A 23,645-nucleotide genomic window follows, 5' to 3' on the forward strand; every position below is an offset into this window, starting at 1 on the left:
CTATACGTCTTTTGCTTTCCACTCAATAAAATTTTTAATAATGATTGTAATAATTGCTAAAATGGACATGAGTGAAGCAACCGCAAATGCTGCAGTAAATTGATATTCGTTATATAAAATTTCGATATGCAATGGCATCGTATTTGTCATTCCACGAATATGGCCAGATACAACCGATACAGCGCCAAATTCTCCAATTGTCCGAGCATTACATAAAATCAAACCGTACAATAAACCCCATTTAATATTTGGCAGTGTCACTAAGAAAAACGTCTTCCATCCACTTGCCCCCAAGGAAATCGAAGCTTCTTCCTCCGTGATTCCCTGCATTTGCATCAATGGAATAAGCTCCCTTGCTACAAAAGGGAATGTAACGAAAATCGTTGCGATGACTATGCCTGGCAATGCAAAAACGATTTTTATATCATTTTGAAATAACCAATCACCTAAAAGACCTTGAGCACCGAATAATAAGATAAAAACTACCCCTGCTATGACCGGCGAAACTGCAAACGGTAAATCGATCAAAGTAATAAGTATGTTTTTACCCTTAAAAGAAAATTTCGTAATTGCCCATGCGGCAATGACTCCAAAAATCGCATTTAGAGGAACAACGATTAATACTACTGTCAAGGTTAGTTTAATAGCTGCTAGTGCATCTGGATCTGTAATGGAGGCTACATAAGTCGCCCAACCTTTTTCTAGGGCTGTGACAAAAATTGACACTAAGGGTAATATTAAAAAAAGTGCTAGAAAAACAAGTGAAATCGTGATTAACGACCATTTTACAAATGCTGATTCCTGTAGAGCGTAGGACTTCGTGGCTCCATGGCTGACTGTTAACTTAGTCTTTTGTTCAACTTCTAAATTTTTTGTCATGGCAATCCTCCTTAATGCAGATTAAATTTACGATTCGTATACCATTGAATGATGTTAATCAGCAGCAATAAGGCAAAGGATGTAACAAGCATTACAGTTGCAATTGCTGTAGCCCCAACATAATCGTACTGTTCTAGTTTCGTCATTATTATCAATGGCGTAATTTCTGTTTTCATCGGCATATTTCCCGCTATAAATACAACCGATCCATATTCGCCTAGAGAACGTGCAAATGCTAAAGAAAAGCCAGTAATAATAGCTGGCAGCAGCTCTGGGAAAATTACCTTCGAAAAGGTCTGAAGACGAGTGGCACCAAGACTTGCAGAAGCTTCTTCTATTTCACTGTTAAGATTTTGCAACACCGGCTGTACAGTTCTTACGACAAATGGCAAACCTATAAAAGTAAGAGCTATGATGATCCCAAGTGGTGTAAATGCAATTTTGAAATCAAAAAACTGTCCTACCCATCCATTTGGTGAATATAACGTGGCAAGAGCTATACCAGCAACTGCTGTTGGTAAAGCAAATGGAAGATCTACTAAACCATCTACTATTCTCTTCCCAGGAAACTGATAACGAACTAATACCCATGCAATTATCGTTCCAAAGATTACATTTACAAGACCAGCAACTAGTGCAGTACCAAAGCTTAGTTTATAGGATGCGACTGCACGAGGATGTGCGATTGTTTCCCAAAACTCACTCCAGCTCATTGATAAAGTATTAAAAAATACCATTGACAACGGAAGCAACACAATAATACTCAAATAGAGCATCGTGTACCCAAGTGTTAAGGTAAAGCCTGGTATAATTGTGTTCTTTTTACGTTTTTTTAATGTTAATTCCATATGTACCTCCTTTTAACCCAATGGATTCATTTCAAGTATGTGAAATGTAAGGAGATTTCCAAAATCGGAAGCCTCCTCGGATTTTCACTGGGGGGTTTCAACTTGAATGGTGGGATAGACCCACATTTTCCAAGCACTTCAGCTATTGATAAATTTCATCAAACGAACCACCATCTGAAAAATGTGTTTTTTGAGCTTCTTGCCACCCACCAAAGTCTTCAATTGTTATCAAATCTAAAGATTGGAATTGATCACTATATTTTTCCAGAATCTCTTCATTTCGTGGACGATAGTAATTCTTAGCGGCTATCTCCTGGCCCTCATCCGAATATAAGTATTCCAAATAGCCTTGTGCCACCTCCCGTGTCCCTTTCTTATCAACAACTTTGTCAACAATTGCAACAGGTGGTTCTGCTAAAATACTTATCGAAGGTGTTACAATTTCAAACTCATCCACACCTAATTCATTTATGGAAAGATAAGCTTCGTTTTCCCAAGCGATTAATACGTCACCAATTTCACGTTCAACAAATGTTGTTGTTGAACCCCTCGCACCGGAATCTAGAACTTCTACATTACCAAATAACTGTTTTATAAATTGCTTAATTTGTTTTTCATCACCATTAAACTTTTTATCTGCATAGCCCCATGCAGCCAGGTAATTCCATCTTGCCCCCCCACTTGTTTTTGGGTTTGGTGTAATAACCGACACATCATCTCGTACCAAGTCATCCCAGTCTTTAATTCCTTTAGGATTTCCTTTACGAACTAGGAATACCATTGTAGATGTATATGGAGAGGAATTATTCTCAAATTCCGTTTGCCAATCCTTGTTTAATAATTCGCGTTTTTGTGCAATCTCATCAATATCGTAAGCTAGTGCTAGAGTGACAACATCTGCCTCGAGCCCATCGATTACAGCTCGACCTTGTTTACCCGAACCGCCATGGGATTGTTTGAAAGTCACCTCTTCGCCGGTTTGTTCTTTCCAATGATTTGCAAATGCTTCATTGAATTCAGCATATAATTCACGTGTTGGATCATATGAAACATTTAATATCTCGACTTTCCCCTCGCTATTTGCCTGTTTGTCATCACCACATGCAGTTAAAAGCAAAGCTGCAGTAATTACACCAGCTAGTAATACAGATTTCTTATTTTTTCTCATCATTTCTCTCCCCCTTTAAAAAATAAAAAGGCTGCATACACTTCCTTTGAAAAGGAAATGGTGCAACCTTCAGTGTGTCTGATCGGTACATATTATTTGTGTATTTACGATTTGCTTGCTGTATTTGAAATATACATTAATCAAATTTTTCCGATAAGTCAACAAGGAATTTAAAGTTTTCTTAAAATTTTAATAACTGAAAATTTAATTTGACTATTTCTACAAAAATAGTATACTTTAAATCAAAGATCTATAGTCTTTGGAAATTTATTGGCATAGAATATAATACAATGCTGACTAGACAGACTAGAGGCGTTTTAATGTAACCTATTTTTTCTTTTGGGTTGTATTAAAACGCCTTATTTTATTTTAAGGAGGTACTTTATGCTAACTTACACTAGTTGGGACGAATCAACGTTTCAATTTGAAGTAGATGACGTCTATAAAGGTTCATTAAACGTTTTAGAATGGGCTTACTCTCACTACGGTGATGAAGTAGTGTATGCATGTAGCTTTGGTATTGAAGGTATCGTGTTAATCGATTTAATCTCTAAGGTAAAACCAAATGCGAAAATTATCTTTTTAGATACAGATGTTCATTTTAAGGAAACCTATGAAACAATTGAAAAAGTTAAACAAAATTATCCAAACCTGCAAATTGAACTAAAAAAACCTGCACTTACATTAGAGGAGCAAGCACAGCAATTTGGTCAGGAACTTTGGAAAACAAATCCAAACAAATGCTGTGAAATCCGAAAATTAACACCACTGCGAGAAACTTTAAGTGGTTCGAAGGCCTGGATTTCTGGATTACGCCGTGATCAATCAGATTCTCGTAAAAATACCGAGTTTATCAATAAAGATAATAAATTTGAATCAGTTAAAATTTGTCCTTTGATTCACTGGACTTGGAAAGATGTTTGGCGTTATGTTAGCAAACATAATTTAACGTACAATCCCCTTCATGACCAGGGATACCCAAGTATCGGCTGCTCACATTGTACAAAACCTGCCTTTACAATGGATGACTTGCGCTCCGGTAGATGGTCAGGTTCAAATAAAACAGAATGTGGTTTACACGATTAAAAGAAAAGCTGCAAGTGCTCGCACCTGCAGCTAGACATAGACTTAACTTTCAAATGCGTTAATCTCGTGTCGTAAAATTTTAAAAACTAGATTTGGAGGAATTAACAGATGAGCTTACAACCACACGGAGGAAAATTAGTACAAAATTATAGTCCAAATGTAACATACGAAAATTTAACAAAGGAAATTCAGCTTGATGCCATTGCATTAAGTGACCTTGAATTAATCGGAATTGGTGCCTACAGCCCTATCGATGGATTTTTGGCAAAAGAAGATTATGAAAATGTTGTACAAAATATGCGTCTAGCTTCTGGCATCGTTTGGAGTATTCCAATCGCTTTACCCGTTACTGAAGAGATTGCAGCAGCTTTAGAAATTGGTGAAAAAGTAAAGCTAACTTACAACGGTGAAGTATATGGACTAATCGAGGTTAATGATGTCTACACTCCTGACAAACAAATTGAAGCTCGTCTAGTTTATGGAACAGATGATTCAAACCATCCTGGTGTAAAGAAACTATTTGAACGACCATCAGTTTATGTTGGCGGTAAAACAACGTTAATTAAAAAATCAGAGAAGCAATTCCCTGCTTCTAGCTTTGAACCAAGTGAAACGAGAGCGATTTTTGCTGAAAAAGGCTGGAAAACAATCGTTGGATTCCAAACAAGAAATCCTGTTCACCGCGCCCATGAATATATCCAAAAAGTTGCATTAGAAACAGTGGACGGTCTATTTTTAAATCCATTAGTAGGAGAAACAAAATCCGATGATATTTCAGCGGAAATCAGAATGGAAAGCTATGAAGTATTACTAGATCAATATTATCCAAAAGAACGCGTACAGTTAGGCGTGTTCCTTGCCGCAATGCGTTATGCTGGACCAAGAGAAGCGATTTTCCACGCTCTTGTTCGGAAAAATTATGGATGCACACACTTTATTGTTGGTCGTGACCATGCAGGTGTTGGCGATTACTACGGCACATATGATGCTCAAATCATCTTTGAAAACTTTTCGCCAGAAGAAATTGGCATTACACCATTAAAATTTGAGCATAGCTTCTACTGCACAAGTTGTGAAGGTATGGCTACAACAAAAACTTGCCCTCACGATGCTTCCGCTCGCATCATTCTATCGGGTACAAAGGTTCGTGAAATGCTTAGAAACGGTGAAATCCCTCCTAGCACATTTAGTAGAAAAGAAGTTATTGAAGTATTAATTCGCGGTCTACGAAAAGAAGTTCATTCATAAAAAGAGGTGTGAAATTTGAGTTCAAATATTGTATGGCATGATGCCTCCATCAGTAAATCCGAAAGAAGAGAAAAAAATACCCACCATAGCTTCATACTATGGTTCACTGGATTATCCGCTTCAGGAAAATCCTCTATTGCAAACGCATTAGCAAGAGCGTTATTTGAAAGAGGAAATCAAACCTTCGTATTAGACGGCGATAATATTCGCCACGGGTTAAACAAAGACTTAGGATTTGATGAAGACTCCCGTAAAGAAAATATCCGAAGAATCGGTGAAGTATCCAAGCTTTTTGTTGAGAGCGGTCAAATTGTATTAACTGCCTTCATCTCGCCTTATCAAGAAGATCGCGATGTTGTTCGTGCGCTAGTAAAAGAGGGAGAATTTATCGAAGTTTTCGTAAAATGCTCTGTTGAAGAATGTGAACGCCGCGATCCAAAAGGCCTTTATAAAAAAGCTCGCAATGAAGAAATTAAAAACTTCACCGGCATTAGTGCACCTTATGAAGCCCCAGTCAATCCAGAAATCGTTGTCGATAGTGAGAATTTTTCTATTGAAGAATGTGCTCAACAATTGATTCAAATTTTAATTGAAAAAGAGTATATCAAGTAAATAAATAAGCTGTTCAACTGTCTATAGAAGACAATTGAACAGCTTTTGTTATTCAGCTTGTTGGTTACTCCCCCTATAACCTTGGATCAACCGGATCCGCCTCCATCGCAAGCGTTCCAAGAACACATTCATGAATTCTTTCGATGGCTTCACCATTTACAAGCCTTTGGATTCCTTCCACTCCAAGGGAAAATTCCTTTAAAGCAAGCTTTTGCTTCTTGCCGATATTACGTTCCTTTAATCTACTCAGGTTTTCTGGCTGTAAGTAATCCATACCATATATGATATTGAGATATTTTCTCCCTCTAACCTTAATAGCAGGTTGAATTAGCCTACCCTTATATTTTGAAATGAAGATCACTGGTTTGATCACAATGCCCTCATGGCCATCACTTGTAATATCCTCCCACCATTTGATAACCTCTTCTTCACTTGCTGTATCATCAATAACCATAAATTCGGTTTCAACAAAGAGATTATCCATCAAGGAAAATTCCTTGTTCATCTCCATGTGCCAAGTATGCGGCTTATCAAAGAAGGTTTCATTACTATGAGCGAGTACGTGGAATGGAGCGATTTGAATCTGGTCAATCTCATTTATCTCCCAGCAGTATTTTTGAAATACTTCCTTGAAAACCTGGGCATTCGTAAGCTTCTCCCCATATTCAGCAAGCCAAGTTTCTAGGTACTCATTATTCACCACAGCACATTCAATCTTTTCTTTTAGTAAGGCACGATCTAATATCGCATTTTCAGCAACGTGGGCATACTGACTGCTAATGAGCTCTTTCGCTTTAAGATTCCATGGCATAATTTCAGCATCTACAAGAAGAAATTCCGTATCATATTTATTAAAGTAATCATTTGTAGTTAAGCTGTTATTAATTCTAGTAAGTATTTTATCTTCTGTTTTATTATCAAAGAACTTTCTTCCTGTACGTGTGTAGATCACACCCAGAGTTTCTCGGCCAACATATTTTCACCCAGCCTCTTTATCTTTAAATAAATACAGAATCCCCCTGCTTCCCATATGCTTCTTCTCAGCAACCATCCGTTCAATCCCCAAACTTCGGTAGTAATCAATTGCTTCTTTTGGATGCTCTAGATAGTTTTCCAAAGAAGATGGGTTTGGTGTTGGACTCATCGTTGGTGGAATATACACCAATTCTTCAATCGGAACCGTAAAATGAGACACTGTATCGATAGAAGCAAGCGCATACTCTTTAGGAATTTTAATATTGCCTAATACATCAGTAAGAACCGAATAGCCATCCATAAATTTAGCGATGTTCGGAGGGTTCAACCTTTTCTTTTTTAATTCGGTTAGAGGATTATTTTTGCCCTTCGAGTAATCCTCTTTAGCTTTTACGGCCACAAACTCTTGCTCCGGATAACGAAATGCTGTCAATTCTCCCCCAAACACGACTCCTTGGTCGATATTAATTGTATTGTTTATCACAAGTGGCTTCTGCTTAGGGTCATGCCCCCAAACGATTATTGTGCTTGATTTATGATGAATTGTCCAATCCTTCCGTATAGGTTTTCCTCTTTCATCCAGTCCTTCATTATCTCCATAACGACAAAAATCACTGATGTCATAGGATTGCTTCCCAATGAATTCATCTTTTATCCCTGCATGAGTACATACCAGAGTTGGAATACCATTTTTCGTCAGAACATAATGAGAAGGGGCTTTAAGAAGAAATGTCTTTAGCTCTTGTTTCAGTTGATCGGACTTCTCGTTTTCTGCATTTCGATCAAACTCTTCTTGTACTAGCTCGTCGCCATGAGTTAAGGTAACATTTTTACCATCCAGCCAACGAGCAATTTTCCACCCATGGTTACTATCAATCATGTAAGCCAGATTTTCTTTAACATGACGCAAGAAAAACTCCATTGTTTTTAAAGATTCTGGACCTCGACTCATCACATCGCCAAGCGATAAAAATTTTCTTCCCTCAGGATGAACGTAATAATTTTGCTCATTTTTCTCATACCCCAACTTTTCAAGAAGCAGAATCATTTCATCATAACAGCCATGAATATCCCCAAAAATATCGATTCCATTACCAGTCTCTAGATACAATGGATTGTTCTTCCTTTTGATACCTTCAACTTCACTTACATCTGAGATAAAATAAGTCGCCAAATACCCTTCTTTTTTGATAAACCGCTTCTCTCTTTTAAAAACCTGATACTGCTGCTTGATTCGTTTACTTCCCCGCGGATTTTCCCGGATTTTATCACGTTCAAGTAAAACAGCTTGATCTACATCCATTACAAGTGACACAACAGGTACATGATGCTTTCTAGCAAGTTCTATATATCTTTTTCGATCATCTGGATATAAATGAGTGGCATCTACAAATGTAATTTTATTTAACCTACATCTTGCCTCGATGGATGCTTCCATTAAAGAAAAGGCTTCTGCAGAAATTCTTTGATATTCATCATATAAGCTTTCTGATACGTCCTTCCACCTATGATTCCAGTCGATAAATTCCGTATCACTGACGAGCACTCGATAGGCATCTGAGCTGATAATTTCAGAAGGCATTATTTGACCCTTGTCTACTAATTGATTTAGAAAGGTCGATTTACCACTATTTGATGGACCTACCAGTAAGACAATGCCAGCATAAGGCAGAACAATTTCCATGGTTTTTTACAGCCCCTTTCTCGTAAACATGCACATTTGGGTTGGGTATCCGTACATTTCATGTTCCTCGCCTATCCCATCAAATGTGATGTCGTATGCATTTTCACTGTTTTGCAATTGGCACCATGTTTGAAATTCTTCTCTTGTCCATTCAAATCGATGATCGTCGTGTCTAAAATCTTCATCCATACTATATACTTCGTTGTATTCTTGATTTGGCGTGGTGATGAGTAACACTCTTGGCTGGTAATTTTGCAGGATTGTCCCCATGATTTTAGGTAAACGATACTCATCAATATGCTCTTTCGCAAAGAATGATAATATCCTTGTTTTTTAAGCGTTCATCAAAGTAATAGAGGGAGCCGATAATCTGAGTTGGCATAACGAAATTCTCATTTTGTTCTACCTTTTCAAAACGTTTGAGAGCTTTAAGGATAGCAGCTTCAGATGGTTCAACAGCTAGAATTTCTCTAACGCCGCTGACGAAACCTAACTTTTCGGATAGCTTTCCTTCACCTGAACCGAAGTCCACTATGCTCTCTTTGTCGTCTAATTGATTTACTTTTTGGATTATCTTTTCGTAGCGAAGGTCGTTTAATCTTAGTTTGGGTTCTGATTCGTTATGAAAAGTTTGCTTGGTTTGTATTTCAAGTAATCGATACACTTCTTCAAAACGAAGTGCTTGTCGTAAGATGAACTCCCTGTGTGGATGCTCGTCCAGCCAGCCCTCACCATATCTTCTGATTTTATCGACTTCCTTTTCATCGATATAATAATGCTTATAATTATCTAAAACCGGGATCAACACAAAGAGTTGACGAAGACCCATTTGAAGAGTTGTTGAACCTTTAATAGTGATGTATCTTGCCGTACTCTTCTCTTTAAAATCCATATTATAATCGATTTCACCATAAGTAATGGAGACCTCAAAACCTAAAGGGTAAAATAGCTCCTGAATTTCTGAATCTGATAAATGAGAAGCTACTGGCCCAAAGGAAAATTCCAATGGAAATAGATGATTTACCCAGGGTTCATATTCCTCCTTTGGCTTTCCATTAATTGCCGTTCCTAGAGCCGTTCTCAAAAACGTACAAAAGATACTGCTTACTACGAATTCACGGTCATTGATATAGGAAGTGATATCGTAGGCTTTTGAATTATTCCTCGAAAGCTCAATTGAATCTGGCGTAACAAAAAAAGTAACTTCAACCTCTTCATCATTAAATTGGCTAAAAAACATTCTTACTAAATGGCCATTAACACTTCTTCATAAAGATTATTTGGATTCTTCGCCAGCAAATACGAAAGTATTTTCACATTTTGCCCCGTCCCTCGAATCGTTAACTGCATTTCACGTAACACCAACTTTCTAAGTAAAGTCATTCCAGTTTTATACAATATATCATACTTTTCCATAGAAATTCTCGCCAAAGAATGCTACATACCGCATATGAAGTTTTTATCAATAGAAATTATTCACCAAATAGTGCTTTAGCTTATTTATGGGGTACCTTCCAATAGAAAACTCCACCTGAAAGTTCTTCATCCTCCTTACGATATTTAGTAGAATGAATTTCATGGTTCATGTATATTAAGTAAAAGCCCAGGAATGGCGATAGATTTTATGTGAGGTGTTTCTAGATGACAAATAGTGATCCTAAAGTTGTTGAATTTTTAAGCAAACCTTCCAAGTGGAAAAAGGAGTATGAGAAGTTACGAAATATCATTGTGGAATGTGATGAGCTTACGGAGGAATTTAAGTGGATGCATCCTTGTTATACGCATGAAAATAAAAACATCGTGTTAATCCATGGATTCAAAGAATATTGTGCCCTTCTTTTTCACAAAGGTGCCTTGTTAAAGGATCCCCATGGAATTCTAATCCAACAAACCGAAAATGTACAAGCTGCTCGCCAAATTCGATTTACCAACATTGATCAAATAATTGAATTGGAGGCTGTCTTGAAAGAGTATATTCTTCAAGCAATTGAAGTTGAGAAATCAGGCATGGAAATTGAATTTAAAAAGACCACAGAATACACCATTCCTGAAGAATTTCAAATTAAATTAGATGAAATCCCAGAGTTAAAAGCCGCTTTTGAGGAATTAACACCGGGACGTCAAAGAGCATACCTTCTTCATTTTTCTACACCCAAACAGTCCAAAACCCGCGTGGCAAGGATTGATAAGTGTATACCTCAGATACTTGAGGGTAAGGGGCTAAATGATAGGTAGATGATTGTTGTAAAATCAGACCGTTAATAGTGTAAGAAACATCGTAAGAAAAATAGTCTGTAAATATCTCATGGACATGCTTTTCAATAGCAGTCCATGAGACTCTTTAATAAAACAGCTGTAATTAGTAAACAAAATTTCTAATTAGAGCTATTTTTTTAGCATTAAAAATTAGTCGCACAAAAAGAGATAGTAATTGGATAAGGAATAAATGGAGTGGAATTACAGCATCCTAAGAAAAAAATGCCATTGAGGATGACGAATGTACAAATGGAAATACTTGATATCATAATAATGCTGTTTTTTTTAGTTAGTATAATTTGGACTTTTAAATCAGATAAAAGTAAAAGTATTAAAGATAAAACAAATAAAGCAAGTAATACAGGCAAAGAGAAAAAAATTAAGAAACCCACTCAAGTTCCTGCAACAACAAGTGAGGATAGCGAAGAAAACATCGATTATATTAAGCTAAGTGGTGATGATCATAAGCGATGTGATCAATGTAAAAAAGTAATTTGTATTAAAGATAACTTTTGTAGTCATTGCGGACAGCCTAATCCTTAATAGATTTCTTTGAACATAGTTTCACTTACTTCTTCATTTATGAATATTACACAATCGAAGATAAATGATGAGGAATGATTGTAGGATAATAAGAGGTTGGCAAAACAAGTCTTGTATCATATGAATTGGGCTCTATTTTATAAAGTATTTTTCGAATTAAATATTGATAATTACGCAACACTAGTTTAATAATGATTACTTAGCTTCTTTCTAGATAACCTCACGGACTTTTGAAATGACAGGGGCTAGCGCAAGAACATTATCAATTTTAAAAGTTCTCTTCGCATGTTTCAAAAAACAATAAGCACTAAATGAATCCTCTGTAATTTTAAGAATTTTAACGCGTCTCTTACTAACCTTCCCACTTTTTGCAATGTACATCATTTCTACTACCTGATTACGTTGCATTACTTTTAATAAATGACCCTTCATTTTTACCCCTCCAAAGCAAGAATTAATGTTCCCTTTCTTAGTTAATTATAGAACAAACGTTCCCTTTTATCAATATGAAAATAATGTAACTACTGTGAGTCCAGGAGAGCATAACAAAAAGGCCGAGCACAATGCACTCGACCTTTACAAATTTAAAATCATATTTTGCGGGATATAGCCACCCTCAAAGCCTTGATTTTGTTGGTATTATCCGATAGAACCTTCCATTTCGAACTTGATTAGGCGGTTCATTTCTACTGCGTATTCCATTGGTAATTCTTTTGTGAATGGTTCGATGAAGCCCATTACGATCATTTCTGTTGCTTCACCTTCAGAGATACCACGGCTCATTAAGTAGAATAATTGTTCCTCAGATACTTTCGATACTTTTGCTTCGTGTTCTAAAGAAACGTTATCGTTTAAGATTTCGTTGTAAGGAATTGTATCTGAAGTTGATTCATTATCTAAGATTAGTGTATCACATTCGATGTTTGAACGAGCACCAGTTGCTTTTTTACCAAAGCGAACGATACCACGGTAAGTTACTTTACCACCTTGTTTAGAAATCGATTTCGATACGATTGTTGAAGATGTATTTGGTGCTAAGTGAATCATTTTGGCACCAGCATCTTGGTGTTGCCCTTTACCTGCAATTGCAATCGAAAGTGTCATACCACGAGCACCTTCACCTTTTAAGATACATGCAGGATATTTCATTGTTAATTTCGAACCGATGTTACCATCAATCCATTCCATCGTACCGTTTTCTTCAACAACAGTACGTTTTGTAACTAGGTTGTATACGTTGTTTGCCCAGTTTTGAATTGTTGTATAACGGCAGTATGCATCTTTTTTAACAATGATTTCTACTACTGCTGAGTGAAGTGAGTTTGTTGTATACACAGGAGCTGTACATCCTTCTACGTAGTGTACACTTGCACCTTCATCAACAATAATTAATGTACGCTCGAATTGACCCATGTTTTCAGAGTTAATACGGAAGTAAGCTTGAAGTGGCGTGTCTAATTTTACACCTGGTGGTACGTAGATGAAAGATCCACCAGACCAAACAGCTGAGTTTAGAGCAGCAAATTTGTTGTCTGAAGATGGAATTACAGTACCCCAATATTTTTTGAAGATATCTTCGTTTTCACGTAATGCAGAATCTGTATCTTTGAAAACAATACCTAGATCTTCAAGGTCTTTTTTCATGTTGTGGTAAACTACTTCAGATTCATACTGAGCAGATACACCAGCTAAATATTTTTGTTCAGCTTCAGGAATACCTAATTTGTCAAATGTAGCTTTGATTTCTTCAGGAACTTCATCCCAAGATTTTTGAGTTGCTTCAGATGGTTTTACATAGTAAGTAATTTCATCGAAGTTTAAAGCTGAAAGGTCGCCACCCCATTGTGGCATTGGTTTTGAGTAGAAGATTTCTAACGATTTTAAACGATAGTCCAACATCCACTCTGGTTCATTTTTCATTTTTGAAATTTCACGTACGATTTCATCAGTTAATCCACGTTTTGAACGGAACACTGATACGTCTTTATCATGGAAGCCGTATTTGTAATCGCCGATATCAGGCATTTTTTTTGCCATTTTATTCTCCTCCGTTCAAACTAATTATCTTTGTTCGTTTACGCCTTTTTCCATTGCTTTCCAAGCCAATGTTGCGCATTTAATTCGTGCCGGGAATTTTGAAACACCTTGAAGTGCTTCAACATCACCAAGATCATATTTATCTGTATAGTCTTCACCTAGCATCATATTCGAAAAAATTTGAGCTAGTTCAAGAGCCTCATCTAATTTTTTACCTTTAATGACCTCTGTCATCATGGATGCAGAAGACATTGAAATCGAACAGCCTTCACCATCAAATTTAGCATCTTCAACTATACCATCGTTTAATTTTAATGTTAAATGAATACGGTCTCCACAAGTAGGGTTATTCATATCGATTGTAACACTGTCACCATCTAAAGAACCTTTGTTACGTGGTTTCTTGTAATGATCCATAATGACTGAGCGATATAGCTGATCTAAATTATTATTAAAAGACATCGTTAAAATACTCCTTCGCTATGCGCAATCCTTCAACAAGTCGATCAACATCTTCTTTAGTATTATACATATAAAAGCTTGCTCGTGCTGTTGCTGTACATTGTAGCCATTTCATCAATGGTTGAGCACAATGATGGCCCGCACGTACAGCAATACCATTCATATCTAATACTGTTGCTAAATCATGAGGATGTACACCGTCAATGTTGAATGTGATTAGACCGCAACGTTTTTGTGGGTCACGAGGTCCGTAAATAGAGACACCTTCAATTTTGTCCAATTCATTCAAAGCATATTCTACAAGGCTATGTTCATGTTCTGCAATTTTTTCTAACCCAATTTCAGTTAGGAAATCAATTGCAGCCCCTAATCCGATAGCCCCTGCAATGTTGGGTGTACCGCCTTCAAATTTCCAAGGCAGCTCCTTCCAAGTAGAATCATACAAATCTACAAAATCAATCATTTCCCCGCCAAATTCAATTGGTTCCATGTTTTCCAGATGGGCTTCTTTTCCGTAAAGTACACCAATACCTGTTGGACCACACATTTTATGACCAGAGAATGCTAAAAAATCACAATCTAAATCTTGTACATCAATTGGCATGTGCGGTGCAGCTTGGGCAGCATCCACAACAACGATAGCCCCAGCCTCGTGGGCAATTTCTGTAATTTCTTTAATTGGATTAATTGTTCCCAGTACGTTTGATGCCATTGTAATAGCAACAATTTTCGTTTTATTCGTAATCGTTTTACGTACTGTTTCTAGTGTGACTGTGCCATCTTGCTCAAGGTCAAAGTATTTTAATACCGCACCTTTTTCTTTTGCAAGCTGTTGCCATGGTATCAGGTTAGAGTGATGCTCCATATATGAAATAACAATTTCATCGCCTTCATTAAGATTCATGCGTCCGTAAGCACCCGCAACAGTATTTAACGAAGTTGTTGTCCCACGTGTATAGATAATTTCTTTTGTCGATTTCGCATTAATGAACTTGCGGATTTTTTCACGCGCTCCTTCATATGAATCTGTCGCACGATTTCCTAGTGTATGGACACCACGATGTACGTTAGAGTTATCTAACTCGTAATAGTTTCGAACAGCTTCTAATACTTGTATTGGCTTTTGGGATGTAGCCGCACTATCAAGGTAAACGAGCGGATGCCCGTTTACTTCTTGATTAAGTACAGGAAATTGTTTGCGAATTTCATTCATTAGCGAACTTTCCCTTCAATAACTTTCGTTAATTGATTTTTAACGCTTTCGATTGGAAGATTTGTAACTACAGGTGCAAGGAAGCCGTGAATTACTAAACGCTCTGCCTCTGCTTTTGAAAGCCCACGACTCATTAAGTAATAAAGCTGAATTGGATCAACACGACCAACTGATGCTGCGTGTCCTGCCATTACATCATCTTCATCAATCAAAAGAATCGGATTTGCATCTCCACGAGCAGCTTCAGAAAGCATTAATACACGTGATTCTTGCACTGCATTTGACTTGCTGGCACCATGCTCGATTTTACCGATACCATTGAAAATAGTTTGGGCAGAATCCTTCATAACACCATGTTTTAAGATGAAGCCTTCTGAATTTTTACCCCAGTGGCGAATTTCAGTAGTGAAGTTTTGCTTTTGTTCTCCGCGTCCTACTACTACAGTTTTCGTATTTGCAAGTGATCCATCACCAACTAAATGAGTGATACTTTCAGAAATTGTATCAGAATCATTCATTAAACCTAATGCCCAATCAACTTTAGCATCGCGTTTAATATGTCCACGACGATTTACATAAGTAGTAAATCCTTTTGCAAGAACATCGACAGAACCGAAAGTAACTTGTGCATTGTCTAATGCAATTACTTCTTCGATTAAATTAGCTTGTCCATTTGAATGTTCAATTGTTGATACATAAGTTTGTACATATGTTACAGCTGAGTTAGTATCAGCCACTACTAATACGTGGTTGAATAATGATGCATCAGCGTTGTCGTTAAGGAATACCACTTGCAATGGCTTTTCAACAACAACATTTTTCGGAACGTATAAGAATAACCCACCGTTCACTAATGCTGCATGGTAAGCCGTTAATTTATGCTCATCAACTTTAACTGCTTCTGTCATAAAGTATTTTTGAACTAAATCGCTGTGCTCACGAACAGCAGTTAAAATATCCGTAAAAATAACACCTTGCGCTTTTAACTCATCAGAAATTTTAAGGAATGCAGGTGTGTTGTTGCGTTGAATATAAAGGTTTTCTTGACCTTCAATATCAATGATTTCTTTTACTTCTGCAGAAAGTTCATCTAGAGAGCTATATGGAGCACTTTCTACTGTATGTTGAGGGAACTCCGTAAAGTTCCATTTTGAGATGTTTGTTTTGTCTGGTGTTGGCATTGGAAGCTCAGTAGCTTTTTCAATTGCTTCAGCACGCAATGTACTAAACCAAGTTGGTTCATTATTGCTTTCCGAGAACGAGCGTACTTCTGTAGCTGATAACGCCAATTTAGTTTCAACTGTCATGTTATTCGTCCTCTCTTTTATGCTTCTTCTGTTACCGCGTCTGTATCTTCAATTCCTAATTCTTGTTTAATCCAGTCATAACCTTCAGCCTCTAAGCGTTGTGCTAATTCAGGACCACCTGATTTAACTACACGACCTTGCATCATAACATGTACATGATCAGGAGTGATGTAGTTTAGTAAACGTTGGTAGTGAGTGATTGCGATACAGCCAAATCCTTCACCGCGCATTTCGTTGATACCTTTTGCAACTACTTTTAAAGCATCGATATCTAGACCAGAGTCGATTTCATCTAAAATTGCAAACTTAGGTTTAATCATCATTAATTGCAGGATTTCGTTACGTTTCTTTTCCCCACCAGAGAAGCCTTCGTTTAAGTAGCGTTGAGCCATTTCTTGGTCCATTTCAAGGAAATCCATTGTTTTATCTAATTCACGGATGAATTTCATTAATGAAATCTCATCGCCTTCTTCGCGACGAGCGTTAATAGCTGAGCGAACGAAATCGGCATTTGTAACACCTGAAATTTCAGATGGGTATTGCATAGCCAGGAATAGACCAGCTTTAGCACGCTCATCGACTTCCATTTCAAGTACATTTTCACCATCTATTTCAATTGTACCTTGAGTTACTTCATATTTAGGATGACCCATAATAGCAGAAGCTAATGTAGATTTACCAGTACCATTAGGACCCATGATTGCGTGAACTTCGTTTGTATTAATAGTAAGGTTTAAACCTTTTAAAATCTCTTTATCTTCGATTGAAACGTGAAGATCTTTTATTACTAAAGTTGACATTATATTACCTCCGTAGTTGTGCATTGAATGGTAGAACCAATTCTAATTTATTATCATTCTAATCTTAACCGAAATCGCGAAACCATGCAAAACATTTATTCGAAAAACTTATATTTCAACTAAAACCATTAAATTATTGAGGTTTTACACATTTTTATAGTTTTTGAGGAAAGTAAGTTAGATGAAAAGTTGTAGAATTCATTTTCAATAAAAAGATTCTAATTGAGAATTCATTTCACCGCAACGTTCGACAATATTATTTCAGATGCGATATTGAGATTCGCAGATAGTTTGCCAATATGTATTCCCTTCTTATACATTGTCCGAAGAGATTATATTAAAAATATCCGTATTTAGTTTAGTAAAACTTAGCTAATAGTCAAGCTTTTAGACGAGCATTAGCTGGACTTCTATGTATAAATTAGTATTATACTTTCTTATTCTCCAAATAAAAAGCGATTTCCGAGTCTTTGTAACTTCGGAAACCACTTCTATAATTATGCATTCACTTTTAAAGCTAAAAATTCATGTACACTTGCTGCAACTGAGCGACCTTCTTTAATGGCCCAAACTACTAAACTTTGACCACGTCTTGCATCTCCAGCTGTAAATACGCCCTGAACATTCGTTTCAAAATCTTTAATGGATGCACGAATTTTATTATTTGAGACTGTTACACCAAATTGTTCCGGTAATGATTTTTCTACCCCTTCAAAACCAATTGCAACAAATACAGCTTGTGCAGGCCATACTTTTTCACTGCCTGGAATCTCTTTAAAGAAGTAAAAACCGTCGTCACCTAAAATTTTCTCCATTTGAATGGTATGAAGCTCTTTTACGCGACCCATTTTGTCCTTCACGATTTCCTTTGTTTGAATGCAATATTCGCGAGGATCACGGCCTTTTACTGCTTCCACTTCCTCATATGCATAATCAAGTTTATACACATTTGGATCTTGTGGCCAAGGTCGATCTTCTTGTCTAGTTTTTGGAAGCTCCGGATGTTTACCAAATTGATGGACTGAGCGAGCTTTTTGACGAATAGCTGTCGCTACACAGTCTGCTCCAGTATCCCCACCACCGATAACAATTACATCTTTGCCAGCGACATCCAAGGCTTTGCCGTCTTTAAAATTAGAATCCAGTAAGCTTTGTGTTACACCCGTTAAGTAATCCATTGCTAAGTGTACACCATGTGCATCACTGCCTTCCAAATGTAGAACACGTTGCTTTTGGGCACCGATACAAAGAATGACTGCATCATGCTGTGCTTTTAATTCATCTGCCTTGATATCCCTACCGATTTCTGTGTTTAATACAAAATCGATGCCTTCTTGTCGAAGTAAGTTTACACGACGTTCAATTACTTCTTTTTCAAGCTTCATATTCGGGATACCATACATTAATAAACCACCTGGACGATCAGCACGTTCATATACGGTTACACTATGTCCAAGCTGATTCAATTCGTCTGCAGCCGCTAATCCAGCAGGACCAGAACCAACGACAGCTATTTTTTTGCCTGTGCGTGTCTGTGGAATACGTGGAATAATCCAGTTATTTTCAAAGCCTTTATCAATTATAGAGCGTTCAATCGATTTAATAGCTACTGCTGGATCTGTAATTCCCAGTGTACAAGAACTTTCACATGGCGCTGGACAAACGCGCCCCGTGAATTCTGGGAAGTTATTCGTCATATGAAGACGATCTAAGGCTTCCTTCCATTTACCTCTATAGACTAAATCGTTCCACTCAGGAATGACATTCTGGATAGGGCAGCCTGCTGCAGCACCACGGATTTCAACGCCCATATGACAAAATGGCGTGCCACAATCCATGCATCTTGCACCTTGCTCTTGTAGTGTACCGTCTGGCAGCCTAGTAGCATATTCATTCCAATTCGAAATACGCTCTAGTGGAGGCTGCTCTTTCGTTTTTGCTCGTTTATATTCCATAAATCCTGTTGGTTTCCCCATTCTAGAACCCCCTCTTATTTGGAAATCGCTAATTCTTTAGCGCCAGTTGCCTCAACGAATGCTTGCATTGCAGCAGTTTCTTCTGTTAAACCTTGGAATTTGTGATAGCTGATTTTATCAATCATCGCTTTATAGTCCGTTGGTACAACTTTGACAACTTTTCGTACAAATTGATCCCATTTCGCCAGAACATCTAAAGCAATTGTACTTTCAGTAAGTTCTAAGTGTTTAATAATCATGGAGCGTAACGCTTCGATTTCGTTCTTATCTTCTAGACGTTCAAACTCAATCATCTCTGTATTGCATGATTCTTTAAACTTCTCTACATCTGTTGGTAATACATAAGCAATACCACCACTCATACCTGCCGCGAAGTTTTTCCCTACATCGCCTAAGATTACTACACGACCACCAGTCATATATTCACAGCCATGATCACCGATACCCTCAACTACAACGTTGGCACCACTGTTACGAACCGCAAAGCGCTCTCCAGCGCGGCCATTGATATAAGCAGTACCACTCGTAGCTCCATATAGACAAACATTACCTGCAATAACGTTTTTCTCTTGAGCCCCTTTAATAGGTGCAATCGCTACTAATTTACCACCTGAAAGACCTTTACCAAAGTAGTCGTTAACGTCTCCTACGCATGAAAGTGTCATTCCTTTAGGGACAAATGCACCAAAGCTTTGACCTGCATGGCCTGTAAAGTTCAGTTTTATTGTTTCATCTTTCAAGCCGTTTTCTCCGTACTTTTTCGAAATCTCACTTCCGATAATTGTACCGACAACACGGTCTGTATTTTTAATCGAATACTCGAGTTCAATTGCTTCTTTTTCGTTGATGCTTTTTTCTACTTTTGGTAGAAGCTCACGGATATCAAACGTTTCTTCAATGCGCAGATCTTGGTCAGTTTGTTTTGTGCGGGCACCTTGAACTTGGTAAAGCAATGCCGATAAATCAAGCTGACCTGCTTTCCAGTGGGCTTTCGCACGATCACTAATTTGCAGGACATCCGTACGTCCAACCATTTCATCCACAGTACGGAATCCTAATTTCGCCATGTACTCACGCATTTCTTCTGCAACAAAGTACATGAAGTTTACGATGTGATCTGCATTCCCCATAAATTTGGCACGCAATTCAGGGTTTTGAGTAGCTACTCCTACTGGACATGTATCCAAATGACATGCACGCATCATGATACAACCTAGTACGATTAATGGAGCAGTCGCAAATCCATATTCCTCTGCTCCAAGTAAAGCTGCCATCACAACATCTTTACCTGTCATTAACTTCCCATCTGTTTCTAGTGTTACACGCTCACGAAGACCATTTAACATTAATGTTTGATGTGCCTCTGCTAAACCAAGCTCCCAAGGTAATCCAGTGTGCTTGATGGATGTTTTTGGTGATGCACCAGTACCTCCATCATAACCAGAGATGACGATGACATCTGCTCCACCTTTTGCAACACCTGCCGCAATCGTTCCAACACCGGCTTTAGCTACTAGTTTTACAGAAATTCGAGCTTCACGGTTTGCGTTTTTCAAATCGTAAATTAGCTCTGCCAAGTCTTCAATCGAATAAATATCATGGTGTGGCGGCGGTGAAATTAACCCTACTCCCGGAGTTGAACCACGAACATCTGCAACCCATGGGTACACTTTGTTACCAGGAAGCTGACCTCCTTCACCAGGCTTTGCTCCCTGTGCCATTTTGATTTGTAGTTCTTTTGCATTTACTAAATAATGCGATTTCACTCCAAATCGTCCAGATGCTATTTGCTTAATGGCACTATTTCGGTTATCACCATTTTCGTCGATTTCAAAACGGGCAGTATCTTCTCCACCTTCACCAGAGTTCGAACGACCACCAATACGGTTCATGGCAATAGCTAAAGTTTCATGAGCTTCTTTAGAAATTGAACCGAATGACATCGCTCCTGTTTTGAACCGTTTGACAATGGAGTCAACTGATTCTACATCTTCAAGCGGAATGGATTGATTAGAAGATTTAAATTCAAACATGTTACGTAAGAATCCGATTTGTTCTTCATTTGCCATTTCGGCATACATTCTATATAAACCAAAATCATTTCTTCTTGTTGCCGTTTGTAAAGTATGGATTGTTTTCGGGTTAAATGCATGGTGTTCACCATTTGCACGCCATTGGAAATCACTTCCCGACTCTAATAAGTCATTCTTGGAATCTAGAGCTGCCTTGTGACGACGTTTCGCTTCTTCCCCAATTGTCTCTAAATCGATTCCATCGATTTGAGAAGCAGTACCTGTGAAGTATTTATCAACTATCTCTTTACTTATTCCAACCGCCTCAAAAATTTGAGCTCCGCGATAGGATTGAACAGTTGAAATACCCATTTTTGACATCACTTTTACGACACCATCAGCAATCCCTTTACGATACTTTCTAACAGCATCTTGATAGCTGATTGTTAAATGACCTGCCTCAATTGCTTCTTGAATAGAAGCAAAAGCAAGATATGGATTGATCGCATCTGCACCAAAACCAACTAAAGCTGCAAAATGGTGTACTTCACGTGCTTCTCCACTGTTGGCAATAATGCTTACAAGCGTCCGTTTACCTGTACGAACTAAATATTGATGTAAGCTACTAACTGCTAGCAATACTGGAATAGACGGTGTATTCACATCAACTAATTCATCAGACAGCACTAATAAGGAAACCCCATTATCGATCGCTGTATCAGCTTCATCGAATAGTCGCTTTAGTTCGTCTTCCAATGAATTTTCATATTGAAGTGTAAGAACTGCATGTCGGAAATGCTTATTCTTACTACTTGTAATCTCGTTTAACTCACCATCAGTTAATATAGGTGTTTCTAGGAAAATCCGGCGGGCATTATCAGCATTTGGATGCAATAAATTCCCTTCAGCTCCTAGCAAAGTCATCGTCGAAGTTACAATATGTTCACGAATCGAATCAATTGGTGGGTTTGTAACTTGAGCAAATAGTTGTTTAAAGTAATTAAATAAAGATTGTGGACGATCTGATAGCACTGCTAACGGTGTATCATTTCCCATTGAACCAATAGGGTCTTTTCCACTTTCAGCAACAGGTACAATATACTTCTGAACATCTTCAAATGTATATCCAAATGATTTTTGGCGTACTGCCAGTTCATCAACCTCTTTTGGCGTTTCTCCTTGTGCTTCAACAGTTACTAAGTTTTCTTCTAACCACTGTGCATAAGGCTCAGCCTGTGCCATTTCGCTCTTCAACTCTTCATCAGAAACAATTTTCCCTTGTTCTAAATCGATTAAAAGCATGCGACCCGGGCTTAGACGTTCTTTATATAAAACATTGTCTTCCTCAATATCTACAACCCCAACTTCCGAAGAAAAGACAATCATATCATCCTTTGTTACATAGTAGCGTGCTGGACGTAATCCATTACGGTCCAAAATAGAACCAATTTGTTTGCCATCTGTGAAACAAATCGCAGTCGGTCCATCCCAAGGCTCCATCATGCTTGCATGGTAAGCGTAAAATGCTTTTTTCTCTTCCGAAATATGTGGGTTTTCAGTCCAAGGTTCTGGAATAAGCATCATCGCCGTATGTGCTGGTGTACGACCAGCCAAGACAAAGAATTCAAAAGCATTATCCAGCATAGACGAGTCAGAGCCTGTGTTATCGATAATAGGTAACAATTTTTTCAAGTCCTGACCAAAGGCCTCAGAAACAAATCGTTGCTCACGGGCAGTCATCCAGTTGATATTGCCACGCAAGGTGTTAATTTCACCATTGTGAACAATATAGCGATTTGGATGTGCACGTTCCCAGCTAGGAAACGTATTCGTTGAGTATCTAGAGTGCACAATGGCAAATGCTGAAATAAAACTTTCATCTTGAAGATCAATATAAAATGCACTAACCTCTTCTGGCGTCAGCAATCCTTTAAACACCATTTTTTGGCTGGACATACTTGGACAGTAAAATTTCATATCATTCTCTTTTGCCCAAAATTCAGCTTGTTTACGGATTAAATATAATTTACGTTCAAATGCTAAAGAATCCTCAACATTTTCTCCCTTAATAAAAACTTGGCGAACAACAGGAGCTGTTGACTTCGCAATTTCACTTAAAATCTCTTTATTTGTAGGAGCAGTTCTCCAGCCAATTAGCGTTTGGCCTTCTTGCTCGATTAATTCGTTAATTTTGTTTTCAATGGATTCTCTCTCTCTATTATCCTCTGTGAAAAACAGTTGCCCTACTCCATACTCACCTTTTGCTGGCAAGTTTAACTCCGGGCAATTTAGTTTGAAAAATGCATCTGGAATTTGTACCATTAATCCAGCTCCATCGCCAGTTCTACCATCGCCGCCGCGTCCTGCTCGGTGATCTAAGCGACATAACATTTCTAGTCCGTTTTTTACAATTTCATGTGAAGCGTGTCCCTTTATATTTGCATAAAAGCCGATTCCACAAGCGTCATGTTCAAAACTTGGTGAATAGAGCCCTTGTGCCTTTGGAAACTGATGAAAAGTCATGTAAATCCCCCCAAAT

General features: G+C 37.8%; 18 protein-coding genes and 1 pseudogene. 5 read left to right on the forward strand and 14 right to left on the reverse strand.

All coding sequences use genetic code 11. The features are described 5' to 3' along the window. The 3 genes from cysW to C1N55_RS15065 all read right to left on the reverse strand — a co-directional run bounded on the left by cysW (window position 1) and on the right by C1N55_RS15065 (window position 2,895). Window positions 1-879 carry a sulfate ABC transporter permease subunit CysW gene (cysW, locus tag C1N55_RS15055; RefSeq protein WP_137729567.1) on the reverse strand — a complete coding sequence of 293 codons (879 nt, stop codon included), beginning with the start codon at window positions 877-879 and terminating at the stop codon, window positions 1-3. An 11-nt stretch (window positions 880-890) separates the two neighbouring features. Continuing rightward, the gene (gene cysT / locus C1N55_RS15060) at window positions 891-1,727 is read right to left on the reverse strand and encodes a sulfate ABC transporter permease subunit CysT (RefSeq protein WP_137729568.1); all 837 of its coding nucleotides are present in this window, start codon (window positions 1,725-1,727) and stop codon (window positions 891-893) included. A gap of 142 nt (window positions 1,728-1,869) precedes the next feature. Further along, window positions 1,870-2,895, reverse strand: a complete 1,026-nt coding sequence (locus C1N55_RS15065; protein WP_137730662.1) for a sulfate ABC transporter substrate-binding protein — start codon at window positions 2,893-2,895, stop codon at window positions 1,870-1,872. 384 nt (window positions 2,896-3,279) lie between these two features. Between C1N55_RS15065 and C1N55_RS15070 the strand changes: the two genes are divergently transcribed. The 3 genes from C1N55_RS15070 to cysC all read left to right on the forward strand — a co-directional run bounded on the left by C1N55_RS15070 (window position 3,280) and on the right by cysC (window position 5,841). Then, on the forward strand, window positions 3,280-3,981 hold the full coding sequence (locus C1N55_RS15070; RefSeq protein ID WP_137729569.1) for a phosphoadenylyl-sulfate reductase: 702 nt from the start codon (window positions 3,280-3,282) through the stop codon (window positions 3,979-3,981). Window positions 3,982-4,089: 108 nt separating this feature from the next. Continuing rightward, window positions 4,090-5,229, forward strand: a complete 1,140-nt coding sequence (sat, locus tag C1N55_RS15075; protein WP_137729570.1) for a sulfate adenylyltransferase — start codon at window positions 4,090-4,092, stop codon at window positions 5,227-5,229. A 15-nt stretch (window positions 5,230-5,244) separates the two neighbouring features. Then, window positions 5,245-5,841 (forward strand): adenylyl-sulfate kinase, encoded by a 597-nt coding sequence (gene cysC / locus C1N55_RS15080; protein WP_137729571.1) that lies wholly within the window; start codon window positions 5,245-5,247, stop codon window positions 5,839-5,841. Window positions 5,842-5,914: 73 nt separating this feature from the next. Here cysC and C1N55_RS15085 read toward each other — a convergent pair. From C1N55_RS15085 to C1N55_RS20805, 3 genes and pseudogenes are all read right to left on the reverse strand, one after another. After that, window positions 5,915-8,500: pseudogene (locus C1N55_RS15085) on the reverse strand (polynucleotide kinase-phosphatase). Between the two features lie 292 nt (window positions 8,501-8,792). After that, a complete protein-coding gene (locus C1N55_RS15090; RefSeq protein WP_240758310.1) occupies window positions 8,793-9,740 on the reverse strand; it encodes a hypothetical protein in 948 nt (315 codons plus the stop codon). 5 nt (window positions 9,741-9,745) lie between these two features. Continuing rightward, window positions 9,746-9,916 carry a hypothetical protein gene (locus C1N55_RS20805; RefSeq protein ID WP_240758311.1) on the reverse strand — a complete coding sequence of 57 codons (171 nt, stop codon included), beginning with the start codon at window positions 9,914-9,916 and terminating at the stop codon, window positions 9,746-9,748. Between the two features lie 225 nt (window positions 9,917-10,141). On the opposite strand from C1N55_RS20805, the gene C1N55_RS15095 reads away from it, so the two are divergent. Together C1N55_RS15095 and C1N55_RS15100 are read left to right on the forward strand one after the other, a co-directional pair. Then, complete coding sequence (locus C1N55_RS15095; protein WP_137729572.1) at window positions 10,142-10,735, forward strand: YdeI/OmpD-associated family protein; 594 nt, start codon at window positions 10,142-10,144, stop codon at window positions 10,733-10,735. A 216-nt stretch (window positions 10,736-10,951) separates the two neighbouring features. After that, window positions 10,952-11,299, forward strand: a complete 348-nt coding sequence (locus C1N55_RS15100; RefSeq protein ID WP_137729573.1) for a hypothetical protein — start codon at window positions 10,952-10,954, stop codon at window positions 11,297-11,299. A gap of 210 nt (window positions 11,300-11,509) precedes the next feature. Here the strand turns inward: C1N55_RS15100 and C1N55_RS15105 are convergent, their stop codons facing one another. From C1N55_RS15105 to gltB, 8 genes are all read right to left on the reverse strand, one after another. Continuing rightward, entirely contained in the window at window positions 11,510-11,731 is a 222-nt protein-coding gene (locus tag C1N55_RS15105; protein WP_137729574.1) for a transcriptional regulator, read from the reverse strand. 207 nt (window positions 11,732-11,938) lie between these two features. Then, on the reverse strand, window positions 11,939-13,336 hold the full coding sequence (sufB, locus tag C1N55_RS15110) for a Fe-S cluster assembly protein SufB (RefSeq protein WP_137729575.1): 1,398 nt from the start codon (window positions 13,334-13,336) through the stop codon (window positions 11,939-11,941). 24 nt (window positions 13,337-13,360) lie between these two features. After that, window positions 13,361-13,798, reverse strand: coding sequence for a Fe-S cluster assembly sulfur transfer protein SufU (gene sufU, locus C1N55_RS15115; RefSeq protein WP_137729576.1), 438 nt, complete (start codon window positions 13,796-13,798; stop codon window positions 13,361-13,363). Next, window positions 13,788-15,011: a cysteine desulfurase gene (locus tag C1N55_RS15120; RefSeq protein ID WP_137729577.1), complete on the reverse strand. Its 1,224-nt coding sequence runs from the start codon at window positions 15,009-15,011 to the stop codon at window positions 13,788-13,790. The genes sufU and C1N55_RS15120 overlap by 11 nt, the downstream gene beginning before the upstream one ends. Continuing rightward, complete coding sequence (gene sufD, locus C1N55_RS15125) at window positions 15,011-16,318, reverse strand: Fe-S cluster assembly protein SufD (RefSeq protein ID WP_137729578.1); 1,308 nt, start codon at window positions 16,316-16,318, stop codon at window positions 15,011-15,013. The genes C1N55_RS15120 and sufD overlap by 1 nt, the downstream gene beginning before the upstream one ends. Before the next feature lie 17 nt (window positions 16,319-16,335). Continuing rightward, window positions 16,336-17,118 (reverse strand): Fe-S cluster assembly ATPase SufC, encoded by a 783-nt coding sequence (sufC, locus tag C1N55_RS15130; protein ID WP_137729579.1) that lies wholly within the window; start codon window positions 17,116-17,118, stop codon window positions 16,336-16,338. Window positions 17,119-17,615: 497 nt separating this feature from the next. Continuing rightward, window positions 17,616-19,094 (reverse strand): glutamate synthase subunit beta, encoded by a 1,479-nt coding sequence (locus C1N55_RS15135; protein ID WP_137729580.1) that lies wholly within the window; start codon window positions 19,092-19,094, stop codon window positions 17,616-17,618. A gap of 14 nt (window positions 19,095-19,108) precedes the next feature. Continuing rightward, window positions 19,109-23,629, reverse strand: a complete 4,521-nt coding sequence (gltB, locus tag C1N55_RS15140) for a glutamate synthase large subunit (RefSeq protein ID WP_137729581.1) — start codon at window positions 23,627-23,629, stop codon at window positions 19,109-19,111. Window positions 23,630-23,645 lie beyond the last annotated feature (16 nt).

Origin of the sequence: Lysinibacillus sp. SGAir0095 (assembly GCF_005491425.1) — a bacterium.
Lineage (GTDB): Bacteria > Bacillota > Bacilli > Bacillales_A > Planococcaceae > Ureibacillus.

Bases quoted from the DNA above. Each gene is read 5' to 3' on its own strand.
- sufC (WP_137729579.1), bottom strand. From the start codon at position 17,118: ATGTCAACTTTAGTAATAAAAGATCTTCACGTTTCAATCGAAGATAAA.
- C1N55_RS15105 (WP_137729574.1), bottom strand. From the start codon at position 11,731: ATGAAGGGTCATTTATTAAAAGTAATGCAACGTAATCAGGTAGTAGAA.
- C1N55_RS15065 (WP_137730662.1), bottom strand. From the start codon at position 2,895: ATGAGAAAAAATAAGAAATCTGTATTACTAGCTGGTGTAATTACTGCA.
- C1N55_RS15095 (WP_137729572.1), top strand. From the start codon at position 10,142: ATGACAAATAGTGATCCTAAAGTTGTTGAATTTTTAAGCAAACCTTCC.
- C1N55_RS15070 (WP_137729569.1), top strand. From the start codon at position 3,280: ATGCTAACTTACACTAGTTGGGACGAATCAACGTTTCAATTTGAAGTA.
- cysT (WP_137729568.1), bottom strand. From the start codon at position 1,727: ATGGAATTAACATTAAAAAAACGTAAAAAGAACACAATTATACCAGGC.
- sat (WP_137729570.1), top strand. From the start codon at position 4,090: ATGAGCTTACAACCACACGGAGGAAAATTAGTACAAAATTATAGTCCA.
- C1N55_RS20805 (WP_240758311.1), bottom strand. From the start codon at position 9,916: ATGGAAAAGTATGATATATTGTATAAAACTGGAATGACTTTACTTAGA.
- sufB (WP_137729575.1), bottom strand. From the start codon at position 13,336: ATGGCAAAAAAAATGCCTGATATCGGCGATTACAAATACGGCTTCCAT.
- sufD (WP_137729578.1), bottom strand. From the start codon at position 16,318: ATGACAGTTGAAACTAAATTGGCGTTATCAGCTACAGAAGTACGCTCG.
- cysW (WP_137729567.1), bottom strand. From the start codon at position 879: ATGACAAAAAATTTAGAAGTTGAACAAAAGACTAAGTTAACAGTCAGC.
- C1N55_RS15120 (WP_137729577.1), bottom strand. From the start codon at position 15,011: ATGAATGAAATTCGCAAACAATTTCCTGTACTTAATCAAGAAGTAAAC.
- C1N55_RS15090 (WP_240758310.1), bottom strand. From the start codon at position 9,740: ATGTTTTTTAGCCAATTTAATGATGAAGAGGTTGAAGTTACTTTTTTT.
- C1N55_RS15135 (WP_137729580.1), bottom strand. From the start codon at position 19,094: ATGGGGAAACCAACAGGATTTATGGAATATAAACGAGCAAAAACGAAA.
- sufU (WP_137729576.1), bottom strand. From the start codon at position 13,798: ATGTCTTTTAATAATAATTTAGATCAGCTATATCGCTCAGTCATTATG.
- gltB (WP_137729581.1), bottom strand. From the start codon at position 23,629: ATGACTTTTCATCAGTTTCCAAAGGCACAAGGGCTCTATTCACCAAGT.